An 18,566-nucleotide genomic window follows, 5' to 3' on the forward strand; every position below is an offset into this window, starting at 1 on the left:
TGAGACAAAGCTATCCAAAGCAAGACTGAAAGAGGATTGAATGAAACGCCTGTTTCCATCTCTGCCTGAGAACGCGACGCTGGGAAGTGTCTATCAAGCCTTTCCAGACAAACTCTCGCCGCTTTGTGCGTACGAAAGCCTTGTGATGAGGGGCGAGAGCGACCTCTCGGTTGCTGAACGTGAACTCATTGCGGCCTATGTCTCGGGATTGAATGCTTGTGCGTATTGCCATGGGGCGCACATCGTTTTCGCCAAAGCCTACGGTATTGAAGTCGAGACAATCGAGGCACTGATGGAAGACCGCGATACGGCGCCCGTCGAGGATCACCTCAAACCGTTACTGGCATACATTGAAAAGCTCACTGTCTCGCCATCACGAATGACGGAAGCCGACGCAAATGCGGTCTACGCGGCAGGCTGGTCAGAGAGCGCGCTGTTCGATGCTATCCAGGTCTGTGGTGTCTTTAATCTCGTGAATCGCTTCATAGAAGGAACAGGTGTCCAAAGCCCTGGCACCGACCCAAGAGAAGCGGACGAAGCCACTTTAAACCGATGCCGCAGTGACAGCTTCTATACCGATTTCGGAAGAGAGAACGGTCTCGACATCCCTTGAATTGATGTTGTTCTTTCGTTCGAACGACGACAAAAAGATGGTCCGATAAAACGCCAGCTGCGTCCTTCGCTCTCGAGGTTAAATCATTCGTCGGATCAAGTCGGCGCAATCATTTATTGTTGGTGGATCCATGCTCAAGACTCAACGATCCGTCCTGCTTTTCGTAGATAACCCATTTTCTGATAAGGTTTGCAGACTTGTGGTCTTTGTAAGGGGAGCGAGTTGCTTAAGTTTGACGCTGAAACAACGAGATTACTTGAAATCGCCTATCAAGGAGCTGAATTGACGCGGCGAAGACAGGCTTCATTTGATGCGCTGCGCCCTGCTCCCGGTGAGACCATTTTGGACGTCGGTTGTGGCAACGGGATGTTAACAGCAGAGTTGGCGCGCGCAGTTGGCTCGGATGGCTATGTCATCGGGATCGACCCAAGCGAGGATATGACAGCAGCAGCAAGAGAACGGTGCAGTGACTACGCAAACGTGGAGTTTCGTGCTGGTGCCGCAAATAGTTTGCCCATTGAGGATGAGAGTGCTGACAAGGCCGTCTCGGTACAGGTCTTTGAGTACATCGAAGACGTAGACGGTGCACTGTCCGACACGCTGCGGTGCGTCAAACCCGGCGGGCGCCTCGTCATCAGCGATCTACACTTTGGGAGCTTGATTTGGTTCAGCGATGAGCCCGACAGAATGCAAAAGATGCTGACGTCCTGGAACCAGCACTTTGTGAGTGGCTCCGTCCCGGAAAGACTGCCTGCACTAATAAAGGCTCGCGGCGACCATGTGGAAGATGTCTTGTCGTTCACAATGACAGATCACCAGCTAAGGCCTGATGGCCTCGCAATCATGATGATGCACCTCATGAAGCAATACACTGTCGCAAATGACCATGTTGATCCCGCAGTTGCGCAATTGTGGTTTGATGAGCAGCTCAGCCTTGCAAGGACTGGACGCTTCTTCTTTTCGATGACCCAATTTGTCGTCGTGGTGCGCAAAAAGGGGTGATTGAGCTAAGTAAATCGGCCTAGGTTCTTTCGCGGGCTTCATGAAAGTCGTGGTTCAAGAGACCCCCATTGGTGTCACAGGCGCCCCAACAGGTGCTGCAAATCTTTTGTCCATACTTAATTGTCGTCGGTGAAGTCCCAAGGAAGTGCCAGACGTGCAGGCATTGATCAGACGTTCGAACGACCGCAGCGATAGGCGTGATGACAGAAGGTCTCGTATTGGTACTTACTCAATGGCGACAACACAGGTGCGTGGCTGTCACTTCCAGCTTGCAGCTGTATTTGGCGTGATCTAATCGCCCTGTTCGGCCGATTGTCACCAAGTGTTTTCAGAACCTTTCTGGATACAGACTCATCATGTTCTGAACGTCCAGCTCACTCGAAAACGCGTCCGGATTATTCCAGATCACCTCATTTATATAGTCGCGTTCCGAGTGAAGATCATTGTCCGTAAGCCGCGGTTTCCGGGTTTCGGGGAAGGCTCTTTTGGTCCAACCGAACAGTCCACCAAATACGGTCCAGATGCTGGGTGACATTGTATGGGAAGCCATCTCATGGTCCTTTCCGAGTTACTTGTGCTGTCGCAACAACAGTAACTGTTCACCTGTTTTTCTGGTATCCGGCACAAAATTGTGCTGTTCTACAAAAATGAAGAACGGGTTCCGAAATTGGTCGGATATTCGTGTGTTCCTCTCTGTCTTCAGAGAAGGGTCGACGCTTGCGGCCTCCAGAAAGCTAAAGGTCTCCCAACCAACGGTTGCCCGACGCATTGATGTTCTCGAAAGAGAAACAGGCTTGACGCTTTTTGAGCGCGGTACGCACGGGTTCAAACCGACCCCAGAAGCCCTTCGCCTCGTTCCCCTCGCCGAAGCAATCGAGACTTCAGTCCTTGAATTTGTCGATTGCGCGAAAGAATTGACGTCGACACAACCCATCCGTATCACCGCTTATTCGGCAAATTTCTCCGCACGCATGATCGAAATCGTAAACGAGTTTTCCGCCGTCAATCAGGATGTCGCATTCGAGTTTTTGTCCAGCGTTCGGGCGCTGGACCTGATGGCGGGCGAGGCCGACATTGCTTTGCGCCTTGCAAGAACCGATCCCGATCCTGACCTGATCTGTCGTAAGATCAGCACGGCCCGCTGGTCTTTGTTCGGCAGCAGAAACTACGCGGACAAATTTGGCTTACCGGGGTCAACGAATGATCTGGCCGGGCATCAATTTGTTACCTTTCAGCGGGACGATGTGCCAAATGTATTCCACGAATGGTTGACCAATCACGTGGAGCCGGACCAGATTGTCATGTCTTTCACTGAACTGGAGCTAATGCATGCGGCGATCAGGTCAGGGCAAGGCCTTGGGATCAGCAATGTCAAGCTGGTGGAAACAGACATGTCTTTCATCCGATGTTTCGACGAAATCCCTGAACTTGCGGTGCCGCACCTAATGCTCATTTCGCCGGAAGCCTATCGTCGGCCAGAGGTTAGAGCCTTCGTTAAGTTCTTCGCACCTCGCTATGCGGCAATCTACAAGTAGTTATTTATGCAAAAAGGATTGAGAACACGCGAACAAGCTAGTTTGCATGTACGCCACGACCGCAATTGCGAATAGAAGCCTTATGTGGCGAGCCCAAGGATACTCTTGAAGATGACAATGGGAGATCAAATTGATCGCCGCGCCCCAGTCGCTGCAAACCGCCTTAACTCCGACATGCCATCACGTGGTGCATGACCAGGTTAAGAACTTCAACAACATCGTTCTGGTTAAATGTCTGGTATCGGAATTTGACCGTTCCCCGGTCTGGCTTCGAACGTGACGGTGTAATTGCCTCAACCGTGACGCGCACGCTGATCGTGTCACCGGAATACACCGGAGCCAGCCACCGTACCTCGTCCATACCATGTCCACCCAGATTGGTGCCGGTAAGTACACCAGTGTCGCGGAACAACCTGAAAGTAAGCGCTATTGTTTGAAATCCACTGGCGATGAGACCGCCGAACATCGACTCTGCGGCAGCCACTTTGTTAACGTGGAAGGGCTGCGGGTCATGAACCAGTGCGAAGTCAATAATCGCTCCCTCGGTCAGCGTAACGCCTCCGGTTTCGAAGGTTTCGCCAACCGACAAATCGTCGATGTATTTTCCGCTAGCCATGGCAAAAGTATAGTTTGATGCAGACTCAACCGTCAACGCGGAGCCAGGCTCGGCCGCCACTAATGCCGCATTATCTTTCGGCCATGGCAAAGATCGTATTGGAGAACTGAGCCAGTGGTCGTTGACCTATACCGCGGCGACAAAAAGGTGCGCTTCTTGCGGTACGTGCAATACGCCTTTTTTGTCATATCTAGACAAAGCGTCTGCAACCTCTTCCACGACCTTGTTGGTGACGTCAGCACCTGCATCCCTAAGATCAGTTTCGATTGGCAGCGCCATGATTTGCGCACGAAGGTCAATAAATCTTCGCTCTAGTACCAATGGCTCGTGACGAGCTATCTTGAAGCCTGCATCGACCAACAACTTAGAAATGAGCTCCCCATCTCGAAACGAAAAAGGCGCTTTGGCTTTTACTGCGGCATCTGTTCCAACATGCCGTTCGAGAGCTTTTGCAAGCGCTCCATTGAAGGGCGACACTGCGCGCCAACATGTCAAAAATAGCTGACCGTCATTGCGTAAGATCCTATGAACTTCCTGCAAAGCGGCGGATTTGTCGGGGAAGAACTGAAGCCCCTGTTGTATGAAGGCATAGTCAAACGTAGCATCTTCGAAAGGTAACTCGGTTACATCTGCTGCATACCACTCGAGCACATGACGACAATCCGGCTGATTGGACTGCGCGACTTCAATCATAGTTTCGTTCAGATCTACGCCAACAACTCGGCCTTTGCCCGTCAGTTTCCTTGCAATCTCTCGCGTCAAAGCCCCGGTGCCGCATGCGATGTCGATAACACAAGTGCCGCTTCGAAGCTGAACCTTCTGCATTGTTGCTTCAGCCAATGGGCCGAACATCGCAGGCACACTATGGTTATTGTACTTCTGCGCAGCCTCTTTGGTCAGCCGGAAATTGTCCGTCATCAAAATATCCTCCTAGCAACGCGTCAATAATTGGACCACCCAAAGTGACCCAAAATCGTAATCTCACGAGGTTTCAACCGGAAGGCTCTCATCGGCGCTCCACTCAGCCCATGAACCATCGTACAGGCGGGACTTTTCGAACCCCATTTGGCGCAACGCAAGGAGCCCACAAGAAGCAGCTATGCCACGGCCGCAATAGGCGATGACCTCATCGTCAGTTTGAATTCCCTTGTCCTGATAGTGCTTGAGGAGCTTGGAATGATCCGCCAACTTGAATGAACCACGTTCCTTTAGTTTAGCTGCACGTTCGGCAATGGGTATGTGTGCCAAATCCGGATCGATGTTCGATATCGCCGGTATGTTGACGGCACTGGGAATATGTCCCGAGCGACCTCCCCATGTGTGAACTCCGTCGCCTCGGAAGAGGTTGTTTGGTAGAAAGTCCACAATTCTGACTCCGGGCTTACCCATCGCATCCAAGACATCAGCTTTGCGGGCAATCCAATTGCTCTGCACTGTTGGTTCAAAGTCACCATGCTCAACGGTTAGATCGCCAGTTTCAGTGGGTCGACCTTCGAGTTTCCATTGCTGCAAGCCGCCGTCCAAGACCTGCACGTTTTTATGGCCATAGTGCGAAAGTGCCCACCAAAGACGCGCAGACGCCAATGGAAGCCCGGAGTCATCGTAGACCACGACATGACTGTCGTCGGAAACACCCAACTCACGCATCCTTTCCCCGAAGTCCTCTGGGCCGAGCATCATGTCGGGAGTGTTCTGAGTGCTGTCTGCAAGCTCCGTCGACATGCCAACATACACGGCGCCAGGAATGTGCTCGGCCTGGAACTCGCTCCTATCGTCATAGGCTACGCCCTTGCCGTTTTCCTCCCTAAACTTCCAGCGAACATCAATGATGCGTAGTTTCGGGTTAGTCAGGTTATCTGCCAACCAAGCCGTATCAATGAGCGGGCGAGTTTGGGTTGTCATACCTACTTTCTCCTCTAACCGGACGCGGGGCGAGCCGTACGGAATAATCCCCAAAATTGCTTTCGGAGTCCAATTTTGGAAAATCGGGATTTGATAAAGTAAATATGATTTAAACGGCATGTTGATGATTTCATGAGACTTCTGAAAGAAACGGATGCTGAAATCATGGCGCCTCGTAACGTCGATTTCCTTTGACTCGTTTATGGGTAGGCATGCTCATATAGCTCACTGACGGACAGGTTTGGTACAGAAAGTGGAAGGTTTGGATGCTTGAAGATCGGTACGGAAGCCCGCTAACGACCACATCACAAACTGCGCGAGACGCCTACGTTGAAGGCATCGACCGATTTCTGGGTGCTTTTGATGATGTTGAAGAAGCTTACCGTTCTGCAATGCAGGCAGATGATAGCTTTGCCATGCCCCATGTCGGGCTTGCGCGCTACCTTGTTACTGTCGGGCGTGCACAAGATGCAAAGCGTGAAATAGCCGTCGCAAAGGAACTGTCGCATGGCGTCAGCCCGCGCGAAGCCGCGCAGATCGACATTATCAGCGATCTCATTGAGGGGCGTGCACCGCAGGCCTACAGGCGCATCCGAGATCACGTCACAGACCATCCGCGAGATATTTTGCTTGCTCAGACATGTACCAGCGTATTTGGCTTAATTGGGTTTTCAGGTCAGGCTGGACGCGAGGCGGAGCAGCTTGCGTACACAACCCTGTTGAAGCCACACTATGGCGACGACTGGTGGTTTCTCTGCCAGCATGCATTTGCCCAGATGGAGGCCGGACAGATCGGCCCGGCCGCGGAAAACATCGAGCGCGCGCTTGAGTTGAAGCCAGACAGCGCACACAGTGCACATGTCAGGGCCCATCTCTACTATGAGAACGGGGAGACGGACGCTGGCTACGCTTATCTGCGCGAATTCTGGCAAGACTATCCCTTCACAGCGTATTTGCACTGTCATCTCAGCTGGCACGTCGCTCTGTGGGCGCTTGAGAGCGGCGATGTGGCAGGTATGTGGAAGCTGTTCGATGATTATGTTTCCCCCGACCGACCTCCTGCGCCACCACTGAACGTTCTGACTGATAGTGTGGCAATTGTTCACCGCGCCTTTTTGGCTGGCGAGCAAATTCCTCAGGAGCGTTGGCAACAACTCAGCGACTATGCTGTTCAGTTCTTTCCTTCACCCGGTTTGGCTTTTGCGGATGTTCACGCGGCTCTTGCGCATGCGATGGCTGGAAACAGAGAGCGTCTGGAAACAACCATTGACGGCGCAAAGGGACCCGCAGGACCCACCGTTGCCTCAGTCGCAGGCGCATTCCGCGCGCTTGCGGATGGAAATGCGGATGAAGCGATTGAGAAATTCGTAAGTGTCATGTCTGAGCACGAACGCCTTGGCGGCAGCCGGGCGCAACGCGACATTATTGAGTTTTCATTGGCGCATGCGCTGGCAATTTCGGGACAATCGAATGAAGCTCGACGCATTCTCAACATGCATCGACCGCATACCTCTCACGACCATGCAGTTGCCACGCTAGAAGGATAGGGTGCCCGCATTTTTGACGCCCGCAATGTGCGCAAATTACACGTTTTCAACGCCAGTTAGAACAGAAGCTGTCGCACGACGTTACTAGGCCCCAAAAGTGTTAGTTGGCGGAAAAGACCAATCTGACTGCTAACATCAGCTTTCTCAAAAGCCCGTCTTAGGATTGTGCGAGCGGTGTTTGTGGTCTTGTCGGTGGGCTACTGTGGAGGGATTGGACGACGCGTCACTCACGCGGCCAACAAGTTGATCAGTCGCCAAGAAGAGTGCTTCGATCAAATGGAGTTCAAATAAGATGGGTCTATGCCTTGGATCGGCTTTGATGTCGCTAGTATCGAGAAACAGCCCATTGTGGTAATCTCCTACCTTTAATTAGGGGGTTATTGTGATGGAATACTATGATCTAGGTAGCTACAGCCGAAGGATCACAACCTCGTCGGACGAAGCCCAGCTTTGGTTTGATCGTGGTTTGGCTTGGACTTACGCGTACAACCACGAAGAAGCGATTGTATGCTTTCAGAATGCCGTGGCTGCGGATCCAAATTGCGCAATGGCGCACTGGGGCATCGCGTATTGCATTGGGCCGAACTACAACAAGCCCTGGGAAACATTCGAAGAAGACGAGAAGCCTGACTGTATCGCCTTGGCAAAAGCGTCAATCGAGGCTGCTGCGTCATTAAAGGACAAACTGACGCCTGTTGAACGCGCGCTCATCGAAGCCATTCCAGCGCGTTATCCATCCTCATCGGATATTGAGGATTTCAGCCCCTGGAATGATGCCTTCGCTGATGCGATGCGAAAGGTTCACTCCGAATTCGATCAGGACCTGGACGTGTCTGCGATTCTGGCCGAGTCGCTCATGAACCGCACACCTTGGCAGCTTTGGGATTTGCCGACCGGAAAGCCCGCCGAAGGGGCCGATACACTTGAAGCCATAGCAGTCCTCGAAACTGCATTTGATACACTCCCCGGAGCATGGGAACACGCAGGGCTCCTGCACATGTACATTCACCTGATGGAAATGTCGCCAAATCCTGAGCGAGCCCTTCGCCATGGTGATGTGCTCAGCACGTTGGTGCCTGAAGCCGGGCACTTGCTTCACATGCCCACCCATATTGACGTCTTGTGTGGAGATTACATGAACGTTGTGTTGCGTAATCACAAAGCCATCTTGTCAGATCGAAAGTTCCTGGAACGCGAAGGCCCTGACAACTTCTATTCCGTTTACAGGTGTCATAACTACCACTTCAAAATCTACGGAGCGATGTTTTTGGGGCAGCCAACGGCGGCACTGGAAGCTGCTGATGAGCTTGTCGAAACTTTACCTTCAGAGACACTTCGGCCAATGGCTGATTGGTTCGAGGCGTTCATTCCTATGAAACAACATGTATTGATCAGGTTTGGACGCTGGCAGGCTATCCTTGATCAGGATTTACCTGAAGATGCGGAGCTCTACAGCGTCACTATCGCCATGATGCGGTATGCAAGGACGGTTGCCTTGGCCAACCTACACAGGGTCGCTGAAGCCGAGAGTGAAAAAGCCAAGTTCTATGATGCTCTAGCCAGAGTTCCTGAGACCCGAATGCTGTTCAACAACACATGCCGGGACATTCTGAAGGTCGCTGAGCAAATGATGCTGGGTGAGTTGGCCTATCACACAGGAGAGCAAGAAACGGCCTTTGACCACCTGCGAAAGTCAGTCGAGATCGACGACAACTTGCCATACGACGAGCCCTGGGGCTGGATGCAACCCACCCGTCATGCGCTGGGTGCTCTTCTTCTTGAACAGGGCCAGATGGAGGAAGCCGAAGCTGTTTACCGTGCAGACCTTGGCCTGGATGCAACGCTTAGCCGGGCCTGTCAGCATCCGGGCAACGTCTGGAGCCTGCATGGCTTGCACGAATGTCTCGCCCGGCGCGGTGAAACGGTCGAAGCCGCCCACATTAAGCTACAACTGGACAAGGCCGCTGCCCGCGCCGAGGTGCCGATAAAGGCGTCGTGTTATTGCAGGCAGAAGGCGTTGGCCGCCGAGTAATCTCGGATCAACAGCAATGGCTGGGGCAATTGCGAGGCCCGCTTCTGCCGTTGATCGGGACTTGTTTAACTTCGTTGATGGCAACCGTCTGGGCGACCACAAGACCGGCAATCATCGCTTGGATGCCGTTTTGCGGTAAATCAGCCGCATGGTAGCATCGCGTAGGATTTGCAGTCGGGGGGCAACATGGTCTTAACATTCGCACAAATGGAAACTCAGGAAATATCCAAAGCAAATCCAATTTCAGCAACTGACGCGCTGGCAGTACTGATCGAAGACCCCAACGCACTTGTGGTGGACGTAAGGGATAGCGCTGAAATGGCGGCCACAGGTATCAGCCCGAGAGCAATTCCGGCTCCTGGTCGCGCCGTCGCTTGGATGGCAGACCTTGAAAGTGAATACAGATCTCAAGAGTTACAGGATCGTGGAAGGCGAATTTTCACCACTTGTGGCGGAGCTCCGAGCTATCGAGGCGCGGCAGCGGCAAATGTATTGACTGCGATGGGTTTTCAAAACGTGCAGTTCATCGATGGAGGGATGGCGGCTCTGATCGCAGCGGGCTCCTCTACAAAGCAGCCTTAAAAAAGGCGAAACCAACGGTGTTGAGCAAACACGCAGGGGTCAATAGAAGCTTCTCAGCTTGCAGAGTTGTGTCTCGATACGACTTGCGACTGAGATTTTAGCCAATTGACGAAAACCTTAGCCTCGGGGCGCTGAAATTCTGCCTGCGTCTGGATGTAATAGACGCCGAAGAGAGGCTCAGAGAACAATTCAGTCATCCGACCAGATGATAGATCGTCCTCGAAAAAAGCTCTGGCGGTATACGTGATACCGTCACCCCGGCGAACCGCAGTCATGATCAGGTTCCCCGGCATGTGATTTATGGTCAATGGTTCGGCAGGAATAACCCCGTGATAGGTGAACCAGTCAGCCGCCTCGTTGGTGCCCAGTTCCTGCAACCAGGGCAGCTTCGTTAAAGAGGCCGGGTCACGCAGATCTTGGCCTCCCACCAGTGAAGGTGCCCCGATCACGACCATGTCGGAAACAAGGACAGTATCCTCTTCTTTTCTCGGCATGCGTCTGTCGTGATACCGAATGGCGACATCGATACCACCTGGTCCTATCTGAACCAGTTCCGAAGTTGGGTTCAGCATCAAAGTGATCTCTGGATGTTCACGTTGAAACTCTGCCATTCTCGGCAATAGCCACTCCACCGCGAATGCGGGTGACATTGTCACTTGAACGGGGCGCTGCGCTGTGTGTTCTGCCAGTCGTTCGACACCCCTTCCGATAATTTCAAAGCCGATACCCAGTTCACGTGCAAGCATGATGCCTGGCTCGGTCAGCTCAATGCTGCGCCCACGTTTAGCAACGAGAGCTACACCCAAATGTCTTTCCAACGATTTCACCTGCTGGCTGACAGCCGCTTGGGTAACGTTCAAGCGTTCAGCCGCCACGGTGTAACTCCCTGCTTCCGCAACTGCTGAGAAAGCGCGCAAAGCGTTCATCGGGGGAAGGTGCAACCAATCCATACTATAGTTTTTCTAAAGCTTTGTTAGACTATTTGAGTCGCATGATATCGGCATTCTTGACATTATTCACAGTGAAATCTGTTCTAAAATCATGAGATATTAGAGCAGATGCCTCATTATCGATGTAAACCTAGCCGTACGTCATGAGAGCTTGATACGATGAAAAAAATTCAAGGTGGATGTTACTGTGGTGCTGTTCGATACCAGATCGCGACACCACCTGTCTGGTCGGGGCATTGCCATTGTCGTTCATGCCAAATGGCCCTTGGTGGCGCCTTTGCAACTTGGGCTAAGGTAGCCGCCGAAGACTTCGCCGTTATCAAAGGCGAAATCCAACACATTGAGAAAACTTCGGGTATTCGCCGCGGGTTTTGTCGGGACTGTGGAACGACGTTGACCTATGCCGCCCTAAATGAAGTTGAGGGCCAAGACTGGAGCGCTGACGCTTGGTTTTCTGCTGTAACGTTGGACGACCCATCGATTGCGCAACCCAAGGCCCACATCTTCGTGTCACATCAGCAGCCATGGATAAAACTCGACGACGGGCTGCCGACGTTTCCTGAGTTCTAAGCAACTTTTCGAGCGAACGGAGAAGAAAGCGATGAACACTGTTTATTCATATGCCTGCAATGATTGCGAGGGCATGGAGGCCTGCCCAGGCAAAGTGGTTGCAGCGACCAAGGACGAAGTCTGGAAGCTCATGGAACTGCACGCGGTGGTCGCCCATGGAGAGGACCCCAGCTCGTGGGATGCCGACACTCGAGAATATCTGGAAACACTGATAAAGCCCGCGTGATCAAATAAATTAAGCTTCAAGTTCCTACGGATAATCGGCCAAAACTATCAACTTGGTTTGTTTAACCGCGAAGGGCAGCTTTCCTCCGCAGCTGGGAAATTGCTAGGCCCATTTGTGAGTATCCGGTTTGGGCTGCGGCCTACCGCCAAGGCGCCTAGAAGCGCAAGGCCATCACGAACCCAAATCGGAAACGTGTGAGATTGGTTTCCATCACAAACCATCCTGCTACAGCGAAACCCTGCTTCTATTCAGGCAAACCGGCTAGTCGCAAAGACGCACAGTCTTTCTCCAGCCTTTTTCTGTCAGAGAAAAGTTGAGTATTCGCCCAGTCCGTTATGGAAAACTGAGGGCGGTATTTCATCACATTCCGTGCTTCATCGCGAGCGGCCTCAAGGTTCTCCGTCTCTACATGGACGATTACGAGGTCGAGGTGACCAAAGCCTTCAACCCTTTGACCATATTCGGTGAATGCTTTCTTGGCTTCCTCGTATTGACCGTCGAGTCGAAGGGCTAAACCCAGAACGCCTGCGTACCAACCTGGATAGTGAGGGTTCAGGGTAATGGCTTGTTGTGCGACTTGGATCGCTTCATTTGCCTGGCCATTGAAAGCTAGGGTGATTGACAGTCTGGCAGCCACGTCAGCGTGGTTTGGATTCAGCGCTAGTGCCTCGTTGAACTTCTCGATAGCCGAAACCAGCTTGCCATCGATTGCATCCGCAAAACCCGCAATAGCGTGAGCCTCTGGGTTGTAGCTGTCTATTTCCAGAGCCCGCTGAGCGCAGTCACGAGCCTCCGTTAGCGCGGCACGCCGGTCAGCAACAAATCCATGTCGTGCTTCGACAGTGCAAATGAATCCCAAAGTACAATACGGAGCCGAGTAACCCGGGTCGAGTGCAATTGCCTGTTGTGCAAATCGGCGAGCGTCGGCCTGAGCTTCCCTGGTAATTCTGCGCGAAGCCTCAACGGCCTTTAGTTGAGCAGTCCACGCGCCTAGGTTATTTGTGCCGGATCCTCTGAAACGAGCCATTTCTCCCGCCAACAGTTCGACTTGAAGCTCGGTTGCAATCCTAAGTGCGATTTCATCCTGAACTTCGAATACATCTTCAATGAGGCGATCATAGCGGTCTGCCCAAATATGCATGCCGGACTTTGCATCGATTAGCTGTGCTGTGATCCTCACCCGGTTACCGCTTTGACGGACACTTCCCTCAAGAACAAGATCGACACCCTGCTCCAGACCGACCTGTTTCACGTCAACGGAGCGACCTTTGTAGACGAATGTAGAGTTACGCGCGACGACCAGTAAATTCGGGAGTTTTGATAAAGTGGTGATGATCTCTTCGGTAATTCCATCTGCAAAAAACTCCTGATCGGGGTCAGAAGAAAGATTATCGAAAGGTAAGACGCCGATTAGCAGAGACTTTGTATGGCTAGCCGGAGTTACTCGCGGTGGGGCAGAACCTGGCGGCGACCATTGGAAAACTTCTATTGGTGACGGCGCGTTCTTAAACTGTCGCTCTCCAGCGCGATAAAATTGCTCAGCGAGGCGCTCGTCAAGGCTGCGATGGACGACATCTGAAATTAACACAGCCCCTTCGTTGGAAGCCTCTTGTAGACGTGCAGACAGATTGATGCCATCGCCGAAAATGTCATCGTCGTCGAATACGACATCTCCAAGATGCACACCCACTCGTAGTTTCAATGAGGACTGAGTTGACACCTGGCTTTGAAGATCAAGGGCGCATCGTACTGCATCAGATACCGAGTTAAACTCGACTATCCATCCATCACCCATCCTCTTAACGACATTACCTCGATGATCGCTAACCAAAGGATCAAATAACTCTCGACGTAGAACACGAAGTTCGCTGAGAGTCCTATTTTCATCTGCCTTAATCTGGCCTGAGTAGTTTACTACATCGGCCGAGAGTACTGCGGAAAGTCTGCGGTCTCCATTCATGTCTATTGGTAGCGCAAATTACGCTGCTTGGAAAAGACAACATGATTTTCTGAACGTCGCGCATGTCCTAGTGAATGGCTTAGTGCAAAACTGAAAAGCGTGACTGTGAATGTCTGCTTCGGGCTGCCATCGGCCGAAAAAACAGGGCCCAGAGAAACGCGTAATTGAGGCCGCGGCGGTTGGACAAAAGAGTAAATGTCGGCGTCAGCCGGTCATACCTGCCGCCCGTAGCCCATTGGTGAGAAGTTTAAAATCATCCGGTCGCCGCCACATAGACCGAAACCCGCGAGCAAGGCTATCTAACGTATCATCCTCAACCACAATTCCTCGGCTTGTGAACTCATCGTGACGTTCAGAAACAAATTCTTGCAATGCGTCAGAGGCGTCTCGCTCCCGTTTGAGCTGCGCGTAGGACGCGGCGACAAATGCTGTGGCCAACGAGTTAAGCCGCGCTGCTCCCATTAGAAAACTAAGCGCTGCTTCAAAGTTGCCGTTGAAAAATTCGACCTGCCCCATAATCCAGTCGATGGCAGGCGGATGTAGCGGGTCCAGCGCCATCGCTTTCGAAACTACTTCGCGCGCCTTTTCGTGCAAGCCGAGCAATAGGAAAGCGTAGCCGCACCATGCCATCGACTCCGCCTCGTTTTCTATCATGGAAAGTGTCTTGTTGAATTGTGCCTCTGCCTCATCCCAAAGGCCAGCACAGAGATAGGAAAAACCAAGTTGGTCCTGAATGTAGACGTCCCGGTTATCCAGTGCCACGCCCTTTCGGGCAATTTTCAAAGTGTGGGCCGGTGCGTCAGCGTCCGCCAGCCCAAGCCACAAATCTATGACATATGTATCTGAAAGATACATATAAGATCGCGCGATGGTCGGATCGAGTGCGACCGCGCGTTCCAACAACGCTCTCGCCTTGGCCGTATCTCGTGCGTTCAGACCATCGCGTAGCGCCTTGCCCTTGAGCATCAGTTCATAGGCCTTCATCTGATCCGTTGGTTTCTGTGTCGAACGGTCGACCACATCGTGCTGGACCCTGCCCGGCAACACTGCGACGATATTTCGAGCCACTTCGTCTTGAACCGCCAGAATGTCTTCCAGTTCGTGGTCATATCTATCCGACCAGAGTTGAGTGCCCGTACCCGCGTCAGCGAGCTGTACCGAGATTCTCACGCGACTGCCGACCTTTCGCACGCTGCCTTCAACCAGGTAATCAGCGCCGAGAGCCTCCGCGATTTTGGCCGGATCTGTGTCCTGTGTCCGGAACCTGAAAGACGCATTTCTCGAAACAACCTTAAGCGTCCGAAAACGCGATAAGCCCACAATAATGTCTTCCGCAATCCCGTCGCTGAAGAAGGCCTGCTCGGGGTCATCGCTCATGTTGTGCAGTGGCAAGACCGCAATAGTGGCTGTTCCTGACGATTCAGGCCGATCCGGTTTAGCGCATACTGCGCTTGACCCGCCAATGCGCCAAGCATGTACCGGTTCGGCAACGTTCTTTACTGTGTGCTGACCAGCATCCTCCCAAGCAACCGGTATACGGTTTCCGACCACACGATATACAGCGTCCGACACCAACACACCGCCCGGTGGGGCAAGCTGCTCCAGTCTCGACGCCAGGTTCACACCGGAACCAAAAACATCTCCGTCGCGCACGATTATGTCCCCAAGAGTAACGCCAATACGAAATTGGAGAGGGTCCTTACCTGCCGCTGATGCGTTTTGCCATTCAACCGCACAGGAAACGGCGTCGACTGCGCTGTCGAAGCTGGCGAGCAGGCCGTCACCCATCTGTTTGACGATGCGACCGTAATACCGACCGACAAGCGGAGCAGCAATATCGTCAATGTGCGCTGAAAGGACTTCGAGCGTGCCTTTCTCGTCCCGCTCCATCCGAGCGGTAAAGCCGACAAGGTCAGCAATCAGGATGGCCGCTAGCTTTCGCTCCACGTGTTGTCCTCCTTTCTGTTTAATACTGGTCGCTAAGTGTTTAGACCACGCGAAAATGAACAGGGTCGGTTTCTGACCTTGCTTGAAGTCGGTTTCAGCGTTGGGGAACTTTACCATTTGTCTGCGCGAAAGGCTTGGAGAACAAACAGCCGAATTGTCCTCGCCTTGAGTTGCGCCATGTCCGCTTTGGGGCTGAAAATTCTACTCTCGGGGTTCGCGCAAAAAAAGGCCGCTCGAAAGCGGCCTGATAGATCACACCTCGGTGGCTTCCGCGATGGCGAGTGCGTCTTCGATGTCTACACCCAGGTAACGCACTGTACTGTCCATCTTGGTGTGACCAAGCAATAGCTGCACGGCTCGCAAGTTACCTGTTCTACGATAAATCTGCGCCACTTTTGTGCGTCGCATTGAATGGGTCCCATACTGACTGGGATCAAGCCCAATCGAAGCGACCCATGACTGAACCAACCTCGCGTACTGACGAGTAGAAATATGCAGCCGATGCTGAAAACGCCCTGGCCACAAGTACTCGGATCTTTTCATTGCAGGTTGTTTCATCCAATTCAAAAGCGGGTTTCGCGTACCACTGCTAATTTCAAAGCGAACTGGTTTCTGTGTCTTGCTTTGGTTGACTGACGCTCGTTCCTTTACTTTTCCCGCAGTAAACACGTCTGCAACTTTCAGGCGAACTAGATCGCAACCACGGAGCTTACTATCTATTGCTAAATTGAACAGTGCTAAGTTCCTATGATCTTCTGAAATTTCTAAGCGAACGCGTATTGCCCAGACATGCCTTGGCAAAAGCGGGCGCTTCTGGCCAATAACCCGACCTTTGTTCCACGCAGATCGGCCAACTCGAATGACGGGTAGATTTAAAGCTTGCATGACGAATACTCCACACCGCCACGCACCACCTCATCGCCCACACAGTGTCAGCGTCTATTGGTTACCATGCTTGGTCTCCGCCATGAAAAATCTGAATCTGTCGAAGCCTGACCGGCGCCACAAATATGCGATTTGGTATAGGGCGAATAGCAGTACTATGGATTCAATAGATCAGGATGGATAATCTTGGGTGTAGGGGAGAACGGGAGTGGAGCGCCGCCTTACCACTATCTTGAGTATTGACGTCGTGGGCTACTCGCGACTGATGGAACGCGATGAGGCAGCGACGCTGGCAGCACTAAAGTCGCATCGGTCTGAACTCATTGACCCCTTTGCGGCGAGTTATGGTGGCAAGACGATCAAATTGATAGGTGATGGTGCTCTACTGGAGTTCGAAAGCACCGTACAGGCAATGAAATTTGCCGTTTCTGTTCAAAACGAAATGCTCTCTCGTAATTCGGACGTTCCAGAAAGCGAACGAATTGTGTTTCGGATCGGCATCAATATCGGAGATGTGATTGCCGAGGATGGAGACATTTATGGTGATGGCGTCAATGTCGCCGCTCGACTTGAAGGCTTGGCTGAGCCCGGAGGTATCTGCATTCACCGCAGCGTAAGGGACCAGGTACAGGACAAGCTGGATCTGAATTTCGAGGATCTGGGTGAGACCGAAGTCAAGAACATAGAGAGACCAGTCCGAGCCTTCGAAGTCGTTCTGGATGACAAGGCCAAGGCTTTGGCTATTTCAGAGCCAGTTGCGCATACGAAACCACACATGTCCAAGTGGGCGCCAACTCTGGTCGGTGCAGCATGCATCTGTTTGGTGCTGGTTGCGGTCATATGGTGGCGATCCAGTGATGTGGCACCCCTGACCGAACAAGAGGAGTTGGCGCTTGCCATCCCAGACGAACCGTCCATCGTCGTTTTGCCCTTTGAGAACCGCTCAACAGTTGAAGAGGTCGGCTATCTGGCAGAAGGTTTTGGAACAGCAATCACGACGCAGCTTTCGAAGTTTCCACAGCTATTTGTGATTGCTGGTTCTACTTCGATTACCTTTGCGGACAGCTTGGTCAAACCGCGAGAAATTGGTCGAGAGCTCGGTGTGCGATATGTTTTGTCAGGTAGCGTTCAGAGCGTTGGCGAGAATATTTCGATTAACTCAACACTGATAGAGACAGAGTCGGGGCACGCTCTATGGTCGGAACAATATGACGTTGGCGTCGAAGAATTGTTTTCCGCTCAGGCCGACCTTATTCGGGAAATCGCATCCACCCTGAAAATAGTAGTTGAGGAAGAAGAAATCGCGTCGCTTAGGAAACGGCCAACCGATGATCTAGAAGCGTATGAACTTTTTCTGAGGGCTGTCGCCAAAAGCAAGCTGCTGAATACTGCGAGTCGGAAAGAGGCAATAGAACTTCTGGAACGAGCAATAGTGCTCGATCCAGACTACCTTTCTGCCCATATTGAACTGAGCGGTCGCTATCTTAGCCTTTGGCGCTTTGGTGGGTCGGACGATCCAGAAACCGCGCTGAACAAAGCCCGCAGGCACGCACAGCGTGCGTTAGAACTGGATCAATCGGACTATCGCGTTCAACACCGCTTGGGCCAGCTACATTTGTTTGCAGACCACGATCATCAACTCGCGTACCAGGCATTTCAGCGGGCAATAAGGGAGAACCCCAATGATCCTGAGGTCCTATATGGTATGGGCTTTTTAAGGTCGCTTATGGGTGAGCCAGCCGAAGCGATTGAGTGGAACAACAAGGCAAAAAGGGTCAACCCACGTTATCCCGGCTGGTACAATTTTAACGCGGCCCTTTCTCAATTCCTAGTCAGAGATTACGAACAGGCAATTCTGCTGGCAAAAACCGGTGTCTCAACTTATCCAAAGTCGCTTCCTCCGCGCCGAATCTTGGTTGCAACCCTTGCTGAAATGGGACGTCTGGAAGATGCTCAGGTTGAAGCAAAGAAATTACTCGAAATCCGGCCGGACTTCCGTGTTTCTACACACAGAAACACACCCTTTATGCATACTGAGGACCAGGACCGGTATTTTGGTGCGATGGTTGCTGGTGGATTGCCCGAATAACAAGGTTTTCAAAACCCCGAATACTGGCTGTATGCGCGGTTTCCCCAAGCGTTCGCCTGCTTTGTCTCAAGGCATAGTTGATGCAAAGCTCGATTTTGAATGTCCGCTTT

17 protein-coding genes are annotated in these 18,566 nt (G+C 52.3%); 9 read left to right on the forward strand and 8 right to left on the reverse strand.

From position 1 onward, the window contains the following. The first annotated feature begins 40 nt into the window (after positions 1–40). Together RUE5091_RS12375 and RUE5091_RS12380 are read left to right on the forward strand one after the other, a co-directional pair. Positions 41–613, forward strand: a complete 573-nt coding sequence (locus tag RUE5091_RS12375) for a carboxymuconolactone decarboxylase family protein (protein WP_058282230.1) — start codon at positions 41–43, stop codon at positions 611–613. Between the two features lie 222 nt (positions 614–835). Next, positions 836–1,615 carry a methyltransferase domain-containing protein gene (locus RUE5091_RS12380; protein WP_058282231.1) on the forward strand — a complete coding sequence of 260 codons (780 nt, stop codon included), beginning with the start codon at positions 836–838 and terminating at the stop codon, positions 1,613–1,615. Between the two features lie 328 nt (positions 1,616–1,943). Here RUE5091_RS12380 and RUE5091_RS23285 read toward each other — a convergent pair whose 3' ends face one another. Then, positions 1,944–2,165, reverse strand: coding sequence for a hypothetical protein (locus tag RUE5091_RS23285; RefSeq protein ID WP_165590776.1), 222 nt, complete (start codon positions 2,163–2,165; stop codon positions 1,944–1,946). Between the two features lie 97 nt (positions 2,166–2,262). Between RUE5091_RS23285 and RUE5091_RS12390 the strand changes: the two genes are divergently transcribed. Then, on the forward strand, positions 2,263–3,150 hold the full coding sequence (locus RUE5091_RS12390; protein ID WP_058282233.1) for a LysR family transcriptional regulator: 888 nt from the start codon (positions 2,263–2,265) through the stop codon (positions 3,148–3,150). Positions 3,151–3,313: 163 nt separating this feature from the next. Here RUE5091_RS12390 and RUE5091_RS12395 read toward each other — a convergent pair whose 3' ends face one another. From RUE5091_RS12395 to RUE5091_RS12405, 3 genes are all read right to left on the reverse strand, one after another. Then, positions 3,314–3,766 carry a MaoC family dehydratase gene (locus RUE5091_RS12395; RefSeq protein ID WP_058282324.1) on the reverse strand — a complete coding sequence of 151 codons (453 nt, stop codon included), beginning with the start codon at positions 3,764–3,766 and terminating at the stop codon, positions 3,314–3,316. Between the two features lie 126 nt (positions 3,767–3,892). Next, complete coding sequence (locus tag RUE5091_RS12400; RefSeq protein ID WP_058282234.1) at positions 3,893–4,684, reverse strand: class I SAM-dependent methyltransferase; 792 nt, start codon at positions 4,682–4,684, stop codon at positions 3,893–3,895. 63 nt (positions 4,685–4,747) lie between these two features. Then, positions 4,748–5,668 (reverse strand): sulfurtransferase, encoded by a 921-nt coding sequence (locus RUE5091_RS12405; RefSeq protein ID WP_165590777.1) that lies wholly within the window; start codon positions 5,666–5,668, stop codon positions 4,748–4,750. Between the two features lie 266 nt (positions 5,669–5,934). On the opposite strand from RUE5091_RS12405, the gene RUE5091_RS12410 reads away from it, so the two are divergent. From RUE5091_RS12410 to RUE5091_RS12420, 3 genes are all read left to right on the forward strand, one after another. After that, on the forward strand, positions 5,935–7,215 hold the full coding sequence (locus tag RUE5091_RS12410) for a tetratricopeptide repeat protein (RefSeq protein ID WP_058282236.1): 1,281 nt from the start codon (positions 5,935–5,937) through the stop codon (positions 7,213–7,215). A 385-nt stretch (positions 7,216–7,600) separates the two neighbouring features. Next, on the forward strand, positions 7,601–9,247 hold the full coding sequence (locus RUE5091_RS12415; RefSeq protein ID WP_058282237.1) for a hypothetical protein: 1,647 nt from the start codon (positions 7,601–7,603) through the stop codon (positions 9,245–9,247). Positions 9,248–9,433: 186 nt separating this feature from the next. Then, positions 9,434–9,829, forward strand: a complete 396-nt coding sequence (locus RUE5091_RS12420; RefSeq protein WP_058282238.1) for a rhodanese-like domain-containing protein — start codon at positions 9,434–9,436, stop codon at positions 9,827–9,829. 53 nt (positions 9,830–9,882) lie between these two features. Here the strand turns inward: RUE5091_RS12420 and RUE5091_RS12425 are convergent, their stop codons facing one another. Continuing rightward, positions 9,883–10,779: a LysR family transcriptional regulator gene (locus tag RUE5091_RS12425; protein ID WP_082643647.1), complete on the reverse strand. Its 897-nt coding sequence runs from the start codon at positions 10,777–10,779 to the stop codon at positions 9,883–9,885. Positions 10,780–10,938: 159 nt separating this feature from the next. Between RUE5091_RS12425 and RUE5091_RS12430 the strand changes: the two genes are divergently transcribed. Both RUE5091_RS12430 and RUE5091_RS12435 read left to right on the forward strand, forming a co-directional pair. Then, positions 10,939–11,349 carry a GFA family protein gene (locus tag RUE5091_RS12430; RefSeq protein ID WP_082643648.1) on the forward strand — a complete coding sequence of 137 codons (411 nt, stop codon included), beginning with the start codon at positions 10,939–10,941 and terminating at the stop codon, positions 11,347–11,349. 31 nt (positions 11,350–11,380) lie between these two features. Next, complete coding sequence (locus tag RUE5091_RS12435) at positions 11,381–11,575, forward strand: DUF1059 domain-containing protein (protein ID WP_058282241.1); 195 nt, start codon at positions 11,381–11,383, stop codon at positions 11,573–11,575. A gap of 244 nt (positions 11,576–11,819) precedes the next feature. Here RUE5091_RS12435 and RUE5091_RS12440 read toward each other — a convergent pair whose 3' ends face one another. From RUE5091_RS12440 to RUE5091_RS12450, 3 genes are all read right to left on the reverse strand, one after another. Continuing rightward, on the reverse strand, positions 11,820–13,535 hold the full coding sequence (locus RUE5091_RS12440; RefSeq protein ID WP_306347354.1) for an adenylate/guanylate cyclase domain-containing protein: 1,716 nt from the start codon (positions 13,533–13,535) through the stop codon (positions 11,820–11,822). Positions 13,536–13,739: 204 nt separating this feature from the next. Next, positions 13,740–15,482: an adenylate/guanylate cyclase domain-containing protein gene (locus RUE5091_RS12445; RefSeq protein ID WP_058282326.1), complete on the reverse strand. Its 1,743-nt coding sequence runs from the start codon at positions 15,480–15,482 to the stop codon at positions 13,740–13,742. A gap of 252 nt (positions 15,483–15,734) precedes the next feature. Then, on the reverse strand, positions 15,735–16,367 hold the full coding sequence (locus tag RUE5091_RS12450) for a tyrosine-type recombinase/integrase (RefSeq protein WP_058282242.1): 633 nt from the start codon (positions 16,365–16,367) through the stop codon (positions 15,735–15,737). Positions 16,368–16,575: 208 nt separating this feature from the next. Between RUE5091_RS12450 and RUE5091_RS12455 the strand changes: the two genes are divergently transcribed. Beyond that, a complete protein-coding gene (locus RUE5091_RS12455; RefSeq protein ID WP_131726310.1) occupies positions 16,576–18,456 on the forward strand; it encodes a tetratricopeptide repeat protein in 1,881 nt (626 codons plus the stop codon). Positions 18,457–18,566 lie beyond the last annotated feature (110 nt).

This window comes from Ruegeria denitrificans, assembly GCF_001458295.1.
Lineage (GTDB): Bacteria > Pseudomonadota > Alphaproteobacteria > Rhodobacterales > Rhodobacteraceae > Ruegeria > Ruegeria denitrificans.

Bases quoted from the DNA above. Each gene is read 5' to 3' on its own strand.
- RUE5091_RS12375 (WP_058282230.1), top strand. From the start codon at position 41: ATGAAACGCCTGTTTCCATCTCTGCCTGAGAACGCGACGCTGGGAAGT.
- RUE5091_RS23285 (WP_165590776.1), bottom strand. From the start codon at position 2,165: ATGGCTTCCCATACAATGTCACCCAGCATCTGGACCGTATTTGGTGGA.
- RUE5091_RS12390 (WP_058282233.1), top strand. From the start codon at position 2,263: ATGAAGAACGGGTTCCGAAATTGGTCGGATATTCGTGTGTTCCTCTCT.
- RUE5091_RS12395 (WP_058282324.1), bottom strand. From the start codon at position 3,766: ATGGCTAGCGGAAAATACATCGACGATTTGTCGGTTGGCGAAACCTTC.
- RUE5091_RS12400 (WP_058282234.1), bottom strand. From the start codon at position 4,684: ATGACGGACAATTTCCGGCTGACCAAAGAGGCTGCGCAGAAGTACAAT.
- RUE5091_RS12405 (WP_165590777.1), bottom strand. From the start codon at position 5,668: ATGACAACCCAAACTCGCCCGCTCATTGATACGGCTTGGTTGGCAGAT.
- RUE5091_RS12410 (WP_058282236.1), top strand. From the start codon at position 5,935: ATGCTTGAAGATCGGTACGGAAGCCCGCTAACGACCACATCACAAACT.
- RUE5091_RS12415 (WP_058282237.1), top strand. From the start codon at position 7,601: ATGGAATACTATGATCTAGGTAGCTACAGCCGAAGGATCACAACCTCG.
- RUE5091_RS12420 (WP_058282238.1), top strand. From the start codon at position 9,434: ATGGTCTTAACATTCGCACAAATGGAAACTCAGGAAATATCCAAAGCA.
- RUE5091_RS12425 (WP_082643647.1), bottom strand. From the start codon at position 10,779: ATGGATTGGTTGCACCTTCCCCCGATGAACGCTTTGCGCGCTTTCTCA.
- RUE5091_RS12430 (WP_082643648.1), top strand. From the start codon at position 10,939: ATGAAAAAAATTCAAGGTGGATGTTACTGTGGTGCTGTTCGATACCAG.
- RUE5091_RS12435 (WP_058282241.1), top strand. From the start codon at position 11,381: ATGAACACTGTTTATTCATATGCCTGCAATGATTGCGAGGGCATGGAG.
- RUE5091_RS12440 (WP_306347354.1), bottom strand. From the start codon at position 13,535: ATGAATGGAGACCGCAGACTTTCCGCAGTACTCTCGGCCGATGTAGTA.
- RUE5091_RS12450 (WP_058282242.1), bottom strand. From the start codon at position 16,367: ATGCAAGCTTTAAATCTACCCGTCATTCGAGTTGGCCGATCTGCGTGG.